At 62.6% G+C, this 12,090-nt stretch carries 8 protein-coding genes and 1 pseudogene; 7 read left to right on the top strand and 2 right to left on the bottom strand.

The genetic code is table 11. From position 1 onward, the window contains the following. Positions 1–19 precede the first annotated feature (19 nt). A pseudogene (locus AC0L2D_RS05975) lies at positions 20–538 on the bottom strand (isocitrate lyase); the annotation flags it as partial. Between the two features lie 228 nt (positions 539–766). Here AC0L2D_RS05975 and AC0L2D_RS05970 point away from each other — a divergent pair. From AC0L2D_RS05970 to AC0L2D_RS05945, 6 genes are all read left to right on the top strand, one after another. After that, entirely contained in the window at positions 767–2,209 is a 1,443-nt protein-coding gene (locus tag AC0L2D_RS05970) for a helix-turn-helix domain-containing protein (protein WP_013530246.1), read from the top strand. A gap of 150 nt (positions 2,210–2,359) precedes the next feature. Beyond that, positions 2,360–3,310: a DMT family transporter gene (locus AC0L2D_RS05965; protein ID WP_063170073.1), complete on the top strand. Its 951-nt coding sequence runs from the start codon at positions 2,360–2,362 to the stop codon at positions 3,308–3,310. 340 nt (positions 3,311–3,650) lie between these two features. Next, positions 3,651–4,748, top strand: coding sequence for a polyamine ABC transporter substrate-binding protein (locus AC0L2D_RS05960; protein ID WP_013530248.1), 1,098 nt, complete (start codon positions 3,651–3,653; stop codon positions 4,746–4,748). An 84-nt stretch (positions 4,749–4,832) separates the two neighbouring features. After that, the gene (locus AC0L2D_RS05955) at positions 4,833–5,972 is read left to right on the top strand and encodes an ABC transporter ATP-binding protein (protein ID WP_013530249.1); all 1,140 of its coding nucleotides are present in this window, start codon (positions 4,833–4,835) and stop codon (positions 5,970–5,972) included. A gap of 9 nt (positions 5,973–5,981) precedes the next feature. After that, a complete protein-coding gene (locus AC0L2D_RS05950) occupies positions 5,982–6,956 on the top strand; it encodes an ABC transporter permease subunit (RefSeq protein WP_224621460.1) in 975 nt (324 codons plus the stop codon). Positions 6,957–6,960: 4 nt separating this feature from the next. Then, complete coding sequence (locus AC0L2D_RS05945; RefSeq protein WP_013530251.1) at positions 6,961–7,779, top strand: ABC transporter permease; 819 nt, start codon at positions 6,961–6,963, stop codon at positions 7,777–7,779. 18 nt (positions 7,780–7,797) lie between these two features. On the opposite strand, the gene AC0L2D_RS05940 is transcribed toward AC0L2D_RS05945, so the two are convergent. Next, positions 7,798–9,651 (bottom strand): AsmA family protein, encoded by a 1,854-nt coding sequence (locus AC0L2D_RS05940; RefSeq protein WP_027035711.1) that lies wholly within the window; start codon positions 9,649–9,651, stop codon positions 7,798–7,800. Positions 9,652–9,904: 253 nt separating this feature from the next. Between AC0L2D_RS05940 and AC0L2D_RS05935 the strand changes: the two genes are divergently transcribed. Further along, positions 9,905–11,863, top strand: coding sequence for an acetoacetate--CoA ligase (locus tag AC0L2D_RS05935; RefSeq protein WP_337122739.1), 1,959 nt, complete (start codon positions 9,905–9,907; stop codon positions 11,861–11,863). Positions 11,864–12,090: the final 227 nt, after the last annotated feature.

The raw sequence follows: 12,090 nt of genomic DNA, 5'->3' as shown, positions 1-12,090 counted from the left end.
CCACCTGGGCCTAATCGGGGACGCCGGCGGCGCCCGCCTCGATTAAGGCTTTCATGATTTCGACGGCGTTGCGCGGCCCGCCGAAGCCGGCTGCGGCGTCGGCAACGATCGGCGCGAACCAGGTTTCGACCGAAAGCCCATTGCCTTCGGAGGTCTCGATCTGGTCGGCGCGCTGCAGCGTCCGGTTGATGCGCTTGACCAGTTCAGGCGCCGCATTGGCCGGGTAGAGCGACTGATCCGGATACATCGCGCCAGCCGTGTTGGCGTCGGCGGCAACCTGCCAGCCCGACAGGTAGATTGCTTTCAGCCCGGCGCGCACCTGCTGCATCGCCTGATTGCCGGACATGGCGCCGAGCGCGTTGACGAAGTCCTCCTCGTGGATGAGCTTCCACAGCCGATTGGCGCCCATTTCGGCAAGGCTCTGGCGGATCTGCACCGAACCGCGCAGACGCTTCACATCCGCCGCCGAGTAGGGTCGTTCGATACCGTCGAAGCGACCTTCCGGCGCCGATGGGACGAGGTTGTAAAAATCAGTCATTGGTCACTCCGAGGAATTGCTGATCTGTGTCAAGGCGTCAATCATTTGGGGGTAGTTGGGTATGACTGGATTTACATTTTTGCGTGAAATCAGCCACAAAAAACAGGTAAACTGAGAGGATATAAGAGAAAACCTGTGTTGCGTTTGACAGAAGTGCGTTGTAAATTTGTCATTATTGTAAAAGGCCCGTGCCCAGGAAATCGTGTAAATTGCTGTAAAGGACAGTCCGTGGCTGACCAGAAGATCTTCGCCGGGCCGCGCATCCGCCGCATTCGTAACGCCAAGGGCCTGACCCAGACGGCGATGGCCGAGGGTCTCGGCATTTCGCCGTCCTACCTCAATCTGATCGAGCGCAACCAGCGGCCGCTGACGGTGCAGCTGATCCTCAGGCTGGCCTCCGTCTACAAGGTCGATCCACACGAGCTGCAGGGCGAGGCGAGGGGATCTGTCGCTGCCTTGAAGGAAGTGTTCACCGATCCCCTGCTGGTCGGCGAGTTGCCGGGTGATCAGGAACTGATCGAGCTTGCCGAGGCGGCGCCCAATGCGTCCGCGGCCGTGATAAAGCTGTTCCGCGCCTATCGCGAGCAGGCCGAGCGCCTGTCCGACCTCAACGAATTGCTGGCACGCGAGGGTCGGGCGACGGCGCTTTCCGGCGCCCGCCTGCCGATCGACGAGGTGCACGAGATTTTCGAGCGCCGGCCGAACCATTTCGCTGCCCTCGAGGAGGAGGCCGCGGCGTTCACCTCGGTGCTCGATCCCGGCGACGATCTGTTCGGCGCGCTGAAGGCCTGGCTGAAGCGCGAATATGGCATCGTGGTCAAGGTGCTGCCGGTCGCGACCATGCCGAACTGGCGCCGCCGTTATGATCGTCATTCGCAGCGCCTGTTCCTGTCCGAACGCCTGTCGCCGTTCGACCAGTTGCGCGAAGTCGCGATGGAGGCCTGCCTGATCCGCATGACGGTCGCGGTCGCCGGCGAGATCCAGGCGCTCAAGCTGAGCACCGACGAGGCGCGCCGCCTGGCCCGCTTCGAACTTGGCCGTTATGCGGCGCACGCGCTGATGATGCCCTATCAGGCCTTTCACGCGGCTGCCGTGCGCGCCCGCTATGACATCGATGTCCTGCGTTCGCGCTTCGGGGTCTCCTTCGAACAGGCGGCCAACCGGCTGACCATGCTGCAGCGGCAGGGTGCCTCGGGCGTGCCGTTTTTCATGCTGGAGGTCGACAATGCCGGCAACCGCTTCCGCAAGGCCGGCAGCCAGGGCTTTCCTCAAAGCCGCTTTGGCGGCGGCTGTCCCAAGCTGCCCGTGCATGTCGCCTTCACCCAGCCCGGCCAGGTCTTCGTCGAGGCAGTGGAAATGCCCGACGGCGCCGAGTTCCTGTGCATCGCCCGCACGCTGGAAGGGCCGCAAGGCGCATTCTCGGAACGCCCGCGCCGCACCGCGCTGCTGCTCGGTTGCGACATCGGCTTTCGTGACGACATCGTCTATGGCGCGGCATTGCCCGGTGCGGCAATCACCGCAAAGGCCGGCACCGTCGCGGCAACGCCGGTCGGGCCTGCTTGCCGGCTTTGCGAACGCGTCGGCTGCCTGGCACGGGCAGAACCGCCGGTGACGCGCCCGCTCGGCCTCGACGAGATGGTGACGGGCCTGAGTGCTTTCGATTTTCAGTGACGCCGTGTTCTTCTGAAATGGAGCAAGGTGCCACAATTGTCGCCGGCCGCTGGCTCAGTTCCGGCCTGCGCCTTTGCGTTACGCCAACAGAGCATCTTTTTGTCGTCCCTTGCGCATCGTCCCGTCCACAAGAGCCCGACAGTGGCAGCCATGATCGATACCGCATCGCCGATCGTCGCATCGCCAGCCGTCTCGCCGCGCGAGGAGCGCGTCGGCATGCTTTTGGTCTTCCTGTCGGCGCTGATGTGGAGTTTCGGCGGCGCCATCGCCCGCTTCATCACTGTCGGTGACAGCTGGACGGTCATTTTCTGGCGATCCGTGTGGGCAGCCGCCTTCCTGGTCTGCTTCATGGTTTGGCGTGACGGCTGGCGTGGCATGCTGAAGCTGTTCCGTGACATGGGGTTGCCCGGCCTTGCCGTCGGGATCTGCTTTGCCACGGCATCGACCGCCTTCGTCGTGGCGCTCGCCTACACCACCGTCGCTAACATCCTTTTGATGCAGGCAGGCGTGCCGTTGCTGGCGGCGCTGTTTGCCTGGGCATTGTTTCGCGAAAGGGTTGGTGTCGCGACCTGGGTGGCAATCGCCGCCGTCATCACCGGCGTCGCCATCATGGTGTCGGAATCGCTCGATGGCGCCGTCTCGCCCATAGGCGATGGGCTGGCGCTGTTGATCGCGGTCATGTTTTCAGTCGCCACCGTCATCACCCGGCGGTTCTCCGGCGTGCGCATGACGCCGGCGACGTGCCTCGGCACCATGCTCGCGGCCGGCTTTGCCGTCTCGCAGGCATCGACCCTCACCGTATCTGTCAGTGACATGGGCTTTCTGTTTGCCTTCGGCGTGGTCAATCTCGGCCTCGGCCTGGCCTTCTTCGCCACCGGCGCGCGACTGATCCCGGCGGCCATCGCGGCGCTGCTCGGCACGTTCGAGCCGATCCTCGGCCCGATATGGGTCTGGCTCATTCATTCCGAGGTGCCGTCGGGGCGCACCATCATCGGCGGCGCGGTTGTGGTCACGGCGCTGCTCGTCCATATCGGGCTCGAATTCAAGCGCCAGGCAAGGCCCGAACGCGCAGGGGTCACCGGGGTGCCGTCACCTAATTGAAGCGGCCTGCAGCTTTGCCATTGACAACGTCGCTGCGGCACGGGCAGGCTGGGAATACGGCAACAACAAGACAGGCGTATCTTGCCAAGTCTCCCAGCCGGTCCGATCGGGACCGGACCATATCGTCGTATCTCTGCCCGCGCCATGGCGAAAGCCTCTGACGGTATTGGCACGCCTCCCAGGCCGCCTCAGGGGCATCCAACCATCTCATCGAACCGCCTGCATGGTCTCGGCAGTTCGCGCTTGTCGCCCCTTGGAAAGCTCAATAGTCTGAAGAAAATGCCGGTCGCGCTGATGTCGCGACGAGCCGGTGAAGGAACACTCATCAAAGGAGAATAGCATGATCCGCAAAGCGCTCTGGCTTTCGGCAACGTCGGCATTCCTGACATTTTTCACCGTCGGCGGTCACGCCGAAGATCGTGTCGTCAACGTCTTCAACTGGTCGGACTACATCGACAGTTCGATCATCGACGATTTCACCAAGGAAACCGGCATCAAGGTCGTCTATGATACCTTCGATTCCAACGAAATCCTTGAGACCAAGCTGCTTGCCGGCGGCAGCGGCTATGACGTCGTCGTGCCCAGCGGCAATTTCCTTGCGCGCCAGATCCAGGCCGGCGTGTTCCAGAAGCTCGACAAGTCGAAGCTGCCCAACATTTCCAACATGTGGGATACGGTTTCGGAACGCACGGCCAAGTACGACCCCGGCAATGAATACTCGGTCAACTACATGTGGGGCACGGTTGGCATCGGCTACAACATCAAGAAGGTGCAGGCGGCACTCGGCACCGACAAGATCGACAGCTGGGATGTCTTCTTCAACCCCGACAGCCTGGCCAAACTGAAGGACTGCGGCGTCTACGTGCTGGACTCGCCGGCCGACATCATTCCGGCTGCACTGAAATATCTCGGCCTCGACCCGAACAGCACATCGCCCGACGATATCGCCAAGGCCGAGGAGACCTTGCTCAAGGTCCGACCTTATATCAGGAAGTTCCATTCCTCCGAATACATCAACGCGCTCGCCAACGGCGATATCTGCCTGGCCGTCGGCTGGTCGGGTGACGTGTTCCAGGCCCGCAATCGCGCGGTCGAGGCCAAGCAGGGCGTCGAGATCGGCTATTCCGTGCCGAAGGAGGGTGCGCAGATGTGGTTCGACCAGATGGCGATCCCTGCCGACGCGCCGCATGTCGCGGAGGCGCTCGAGTTCATCAACTACATGATGAAGCCGGAAGTTATCGCCAAGTCGTCGAACTACGTGCTCTACGCAAACGGCAACAAGGCTTCGCAGCAATTCGTCGACAAGGCACTGTTGGAGGATCCCTCGGTTTATCCTGATGCCGAGACCATAAAGAAGCTCTACACCGTCTCGCCATACGATCCCAAGACACAGCGCGTCATCACGCGCACCTGGACCAAGATCGTCACCGGCCAGTAAGCAATCCGACACGGTCCCGGCAGTCACCTGCCGGGACCGTTTTTACCTGGGGCAAGAAGCAAGAAAATCAGGACGGAGTGGGACATGAAATCGCTTGGCAGCATCCGCAGGGATTTTGCACCGTGGAACGACCCGAACGCCAAGCCGTACATCCAGTTCGACAACGTCACCAAGAAGTTCGGTGACTTCACCGCCGTCAACAATCTGTCTCTGACCATCTTCGAGCGCGAGTTCTTCGCGCTGCTCGGTGCTTCCGGTTGCGGAAAGTCGACGCTGCTCAGAATGCTCGCCGGCTTCGAGGAGCCGACAGCCGGCCGCATTCTGCTCGATGGCCAGGATCTGCGCGGCATCCCGCCCTACCGGCGGCCTGTCAACATGATGTTCCAGTCCTATGCGCTGTTCCCGCATATGACGGTCGAGAACAACATCGCCTTCGGCCTCAAGCAGGACGGCATGCCGAAGCCCGAAATCGCATCGCGCGTTGCCGAGATGCTGAAGCTGGTCAAGCTTGAGCAGTTCGCCAAGCGCAAGCCGCATCAACTGTCCGGCGGCCAGCGCCAGCGCGTCGCGCTCGCCCGCTCGGTCGCCAAGCGGCCGAAGGTGCTGCTGCTCGACGAGCCGCTCGGCGCGTTGGACAAGAAGCTGCGCGAAGAGACGCAGTTCGAACTGATGGACCTGCAGCAGAATCTCGGCCTGACCTTCGTCGTCGTCACCCACGACCAGGAAGAGGCGATGACCATGGCCGATCGCATCGCCATCATCGACAAGGGCGAGGTGATGCAGGTGGCAACGCCGGCCGAAGTTTACGAGGCGCCGGGATCGCGTTTCGTCGCTGGCTTCGTCGGCAACGTGAATATGTTCGAGGGCAAGATCGCGCGTGGCGAGGCGGGCAGCGCCAGCATAGACGCCGGCAACGGCATCACCATCCGCACCGACAATGCCGGCACCGCCGGGGCCGGGACGGCCGTCACCTTCGCCATCAGGCCCGAAAAGATCAAGGTGTCGTCGAAGAAGCCGGCCGAGGCCGTCAACGCCATCGAGGGCGAGGTCTACGATATCGCCTATCTCGGCGACATGACCGTCTATCATGTCAGGCTGGACGACGGCCAGGTGGTGCGCGCCAGCACCATGAACGCGGCCCGCATCACCGAGGATCCGTTGAGCTGGAACGACCGCGCCTGGGTTTCCTTCCGGCCCGACGCCGGCGTCGTGCTGACGCGGTAGGGGGCGACCATGTCGAGCGCCGCCGTCACCACCTCATCAGCCTCGCCGGCATCCAATGCCGGCAAATCCATCCTTGCCAGGCTGGGTGCTGCCTTCGTTGGCCGACTGGTCATCATCATCCCGTATGTCTGGCTGCTGTTCTTCTTCCTCATTCCGTTCGTCATCGTCTTCAAGATTTCGCTGTCGCAGACGGCGATCGCCATCCCGCCCTATACGCCGGCGCTCGATTTCAGCGGCGGCATTTCCGGGTTCCTGGCTCAGCTGAAACAGCTCAGCCTCGACAACTACACCTGGCTGACGCAGGACGCGCTCTACTTCAACGCCTATGTGACCAGCGTCATCATCGCCGCGGTCTCGACGGTCCTGACATTGCTCGTCGGCTACCCCATCGCCTACGGCATGGCGCGCGCGCCGGCGACGATCCGCCCGACCTTGCTGATGCTGGTCATCCTGCCGTTCTGGACCTCGTTCCTGATCCGCGTCTACGCCTGGATCGGCATTCTCAAGCCCGAAGGGCTGCTCAATCAGCTGCTGCTCGCCACCGGCATCATCCACCAGCCGCTGATCATCCTCAACACCTATACGGCGATCTTCATCGGCATCGTCTATTCCTACCTGCCGTTCATGGTGCTGCCGCTCTATTCCGCGCTCGAGAAGATGGACTATTCGCTGATCGAGGCGGCCAAGGACCTCGGTTGCCCGCCGACCAGTGCGTTCTGGAAAATCACCTTTCCGCTGTCGCTGCCCGGCGTCATCGCCGGTTGTCTGCTGGTGTTCATTCCGGCCGTCGGCGAATTCGTCATTCCCGATCTGCTCGGCGGATCGCAGACGCTGATGATCGGCAAGACGTTGTGGAACGAGTTCTTCGCCAATCGCGACTGGCCGGTATCGTCGGCCGTGGCCGTCATCCTGCTGTTGCTGCTGATCGTGCCGATCATGCTCTTCCAGCGGGCTCAGGCGCGCGCTCAGGAAATGGACAGGTGACCTCATGAACGCCACCTGGAGCCGCTTCAACATCACCTCGATCGTGCTTGGCTTTGCCTTTCTCTACCTGCCGATCGTGCTGCTCATCGTCTTCTCGTTCAACGAATCGAAACTGGTCACGGTCTGGGGCGGTTTCTCGACCAAATGGTACGTCTCGCTATTCCACAACCAGGGTCTCATGGACGCGACCTGGGTGACGGCGCGTGTTGGCCTGATCTCGGCCACGGTTGCGACGGTGCTGGGCACCCTGGCGGCACTCACCTTGACCCGCTACACGCGCTTCAAGGGCAGGGTGCTGTTTTCCGGCATGGTCTTTGCGCCGCTGGTCATGCCGGAAGTCATCACCGGCCTGTCGCTGCTGCTGCTCTTCGTCGCCGTCGGGCTCGACCGCGGCTTCCTCACCGTGACGCTCGCCCACATCACGCTGACCATGTGCTTCGTCGCCGTGGTCGTGCAGTCGCGGCTCATGACTTTCGACCGCTCGCTGGAAGAAGCCGCGATGGATCTTGGCGCAACGCCGGTGAAGACCTTCTTCCAGATCACATTGCCGGTCATCATGCCGGCGATCGTCTCCGGCTGGATGCTGGCTTTCACCCTTTCGCTCGACGATCTGGTCATCGCCAGCTTCACCTCCGGGCCGGGCGCGACGACGCTGCCGATGAAGATCTACAGCCAGGTTCGCCTCGGCGTGACGCCGGAAATCAACGCCGCCTGCACCATCCTGATCGCCGTCGTGGCGATCGGCGTCATCATCGCCTCGCTTGCCAACAAGCGGCGTGAGGTGCAGCGCCAGCTCGACGAGCAGGCCGCGCAACGCGGCTGAAGACGAAAAGGCGACCGCTTATTCCCCGGAAACGCCGCGGCTGATCGGGGAAATGAACGGCGTGCTCCAGGTTCCGCCGACGAAGAACGACGACTGGTTGGGGCCTTGCTGGCCGTTGGCCTGCGTTGCCGCCTGGTCAGGCTGAATGACGCCGCCGGACAAGGCCAGTCCGCGCCCGGCGTAGGACGCGATGCCGGACAGCCAGATCTTGTACTTCGCTGAATTGGCCTCGGCCTTGTCGATTCGCGCCACGCCCTTCGAAATGGTGGCCTTGATCTCGGCACCGTCGATCGGCAATGTTCCGTCGGAGACATCGTCGAGCGCGAAGAAGCCGCCCTGTTCGGTATGTTTGAGGAAGGCCGGCAGGTTGAGCTTGCTCAACGCACCCGGCCCGAAGGTCGCCGAGACCGAGCCGTCGGCATTGTCGAAGATGGAATCCCAGGTTCTGCCCGGCCCCTTGAGGATCACCGAGACGGTGCCCGTGCCGACCGGCACCAGCCGCGTCATCCCCGCCGCCGTGCCGAAAGCACCGCCGTCGATGTCGGACGCCAGAAGGCGGATTTCGACCTGCGAGCCTTCCGGCTTGCGATCGAAGCGAAGGCTGGTCTGGATGTTGCCGCCGAAGGCCGAGGCATCGGAGATGTCGAAGACGGACAGACCATCCTTGACCTGTGCCGTGGCGGCGACGTCGGCGAGCTGGATCGGCCCCGCCGTGGCGTGCGCCGCCGACAGCCTGAGATCGAGATTGATCTTGTCGGCGAAACTTGTGTCGATTTCGCCAGGCCCCGCTCCTCCGGTCGGCACCAGCGGGGTGAAGGCCGACAGAAACGATCTGAGGTCGAGCGTGTCGAAGGCGAGTGTGCCGGAGATCACAGGTTGTGCTTCACCAAGCGAGAGGTCCAGCGCACCCATCCCCGGATTGTTGTCGAGTGCAATCGCCGTGTTGTCGAACTTGACGCGCCCGCCGGTCGCGGTGATCTTGCTCGAAATGCTGACCGAGCCGATCGCCGCACCCGGAGCGATGCCGGCCTGCGACCATTCCAGGACACGCCGCAGCGAGGGTGCCGAGAACTTCGCTTGACCGTCGAAATAGGTATTTTCAGACATGCTGGCCGTGCCGTCGAACGAGAAGGTGGCGGGCGCCGCCTTGAAGGACAGCGTCAGCGGCGCCGTGCCGCCGGCAAACAGCACAAGCGGTTTGGCCGAGGCGACATCCAGCGCGACGCTTTCGCCCCGCCAGATGCCGGTTGCCGACAACGTCGCATTGCTGTTCATCGCCGCCCAATTTGCCTGACCGTTCAAGCTGCTCAGGATCTCGACGTCCTTGCCGCCGATGGAGGCTACCATGCGGCCGTCGCGAAACTCGACCGTGCCGAAGGTGTCGGTAGGCAGCTTGTCGAGGTCCGGTTTGGCGGGGTCGGCGTTGACCAGGCCGCGCGCCGTGTCGATGGAGCGCGTGATGCGCCCGCCGGTCGGGACAGCGGGCAGGAAAAGGCCGGCAGGCGTGCGCTGGACCCGGATCGTCGGCCGCACCAGCCGCGCCGTCGAAAACACCACGTCGCCGCGCAAGGCCGCCATGGCGGAAAGGTCGACCTCGACCCGTTCTGCCTCGACCACCGGCGGCGCCTCGGTGTCGGTCCATTGTGACAGCGTCACATCGGTCAGGATGGCGCGGAATGTCGGCCAGACCTCGATACGCGGCGAACCGTCGATGGCGACACGGAAGCCGCTCCACGCACTCATTTCCCAGGCGATGCGGTCGCGCACGATACGGGTGGAGGCAATCAGCGGCAGGGCGGCAACGACCAGCGCGACGACGATCACGGCAGCGCCGATCGCCCATATTCCGCGCCGGATCATAGATGATGGCATATGGCCCCGTATGCTTCCATTCCGACAATCGCCCGACGGGTGTAACCCCGGTCGTCACCACGGCCCCGGTCGTCACCAGGACTTCCGGCCGTCACTACGACTTCAAGTTGTCACTACGACTTAGGGCTGAGGCATTTCAAGTCTTTATGGCCCGGCGATGGCATTTGCGCACATCTGGTCGCATCAGCCGAACAAAATCTTGCTCTGCTGCGCCGCGATATGCATAAGCGATGGCGACCGTGGAGGAACGATCATGGCTGCCGAACAACCGCTCTGGACACCGACGCAAGACCAGATTGACGCAGCACCCTTGACCGCCTTCACCAAGGCCGCCGGAGTGAAAGCCGGCGTAGCGTTTTCCTCGTATTCGCAGCTTCACGCCTGGTCGGTCGAGGACCGTGAAGGGTTCTGGAGCCTGGTCTGGGATTTCTGCGGCATCGTCGGCGACAAGGGCGATAAGCTGCTCGTCGACGGTGACAAGATGCCCGGCGCTTCTTTCTTTCCCGAAGCGACACTGAATTTCGCCGGGAATCTGCTGAAGAAGACCGGCTCAGGCGACGCAATCGTGTTTCGCGGCGAAGACAAGGTCGAGCGCCGGCTGTCCTGGAACGAGTTGCACGCGCTGACCTCGCGGCTGCAGCAGCTTTTCCTGTCGCTCAAGGTGAAGAAGGGCGACCGCATTGCCGCCATGATGCCCAACATGCCGGAGACCGTCGCCGCCATGCTGGCCGCCGCCTCGATCGGCGCCGTCTGGTCGTCCTGCTCTCCCGATTTCGGCGAGCAGGGCGTGCTCGACAGGTTCGGCCAGATCGAGCCCGTCGTCTTCATCGCGCCGGATGGCTATTGGTACAATGGCAAGGCGATCGAAGTCGCCGACAAGATCGCCGCGGTCGCGGCCAAGCTCGGCACTGTCCACAAGATCCTGGTCGTCGACTATCTCGGCACATCGAGCGATGTTGCCGGGACCATCGACAAGGCGGTGGCGCTGGAAGAGGCGCTGTCGCCCTTCGCCGACAAGCCCGTCGCCTTCGAGCCGCTGCCGTTTTCGCATCCGCTTTACATCCTGTTTTCGTCGGGAACGACCGGCATTCCCAAATGCATCGTCCATTCGGCCGGCGGCACGCTGATCCAGCATGTCAAGGAACACCGGCTGCATGCCGGTCTCACCGACGGCGACCGCTTTTTCTACTTCACCACCTGCGGCTGGATGATGTGGAACTGGCTGGTGTCGGGGCTCGCTTCGGGTGCGACGCTGCTGCTCTATGACGGTTCGCCCTTCTACCCCGACGGCAATGTGCTGTTCGATTTCGCCGATGCCGAGAAGATGACTTTCCTCGGCACCTCGGCCAAGTTCATCGATTCCGTGCGCAAGGCCGGCCTCAAGCCGATCCGCACGCATGATCTGTCCACTGTGCGGGCAATCTCCTCCACCGGCTCGCCGCTGTCGCCGGAAGATTTCCGCTTTGTTTATGACGGCATCAAGAAGGACGTACATCTGGCCTCGGTCTCCGGCGGCACCGACATCGTCTCCTGCTTCGTGCTCGGCGTGCCGACGCAGCCGGTCTGGACCGGCGAGATCCAGGGACCCGGCCTCGGCCTGGCCGTCGATGTCTGGGACGACGACGGCAGGCCGGTCCGACAGGAGAAGGGCGAGTTGGTCTGCGCAAAAGCCTTTCCGGCGATGCCGATCGGCTTCTGGAACGACCCCGATGGCAAGAAGTATCGGGCGGCCTATTTCGAGCGCTTCGACAATGTCTGGTGTCATGGCGATTTCGCCGAATGGACCGAGCATGGCGGCCTCATCATCCATGGCCGCTCCGACGCCACGCTCAACCCGGGCGGGGTGAGGATCGGCACGGCGGAGATCTACAATCAGGTCGAGCAGATGCCTGAGATCCTGGAAGCATTGTGCATCGGACAGGACTTCGACAACGACGTGCGCGTCATCCTGTTCGTGCGCCTGGCCGCCGGCGTGCAGCTCGACGAGGATCTGGAAAAACGCATACGGGCAAAAATCCGTAGCGGCGCGAGCCCGCGTCACGTGCCGGCAAGGATCGTCGCCGTCACCGACATCCCTCGCACCAAATCGGGCAAGATCACCGAGCTTGCGGTGCGCGACGTGGTGCATGGCCGCGCCATCAAGAACAAGGAGGCGCTCGCCAATCCAGAGGCGCTTGAGCTGTTCAAGAACCTGCCGCAATTGGCCGAGTAGCTGCTAATGCATGTCGCTCAAAAGTGGCCCGGTTTTGAGACAACGACATGCATGAAAAAAGACGTTCCGGCATGGTTAACGAAATATCTCGCTAGAATTTACCTAGATTTCATGAGTGGTACACATTCGTAAATTTTCCGGCGCCCCGGTAAGGAGTTGTTAAGGTCCGGCGTCGATAGTCGCAGGTAACTTGAGGGAGAAATCCCGTTCCTCAGCCCCGAGGATCC

It is taken from the genome of Mesorhizobium sp. WSM4833, assembly GCF_055811095.1.
This window is presented reverse-complemented; position numbering and strand designations above follow the sequence as displayed.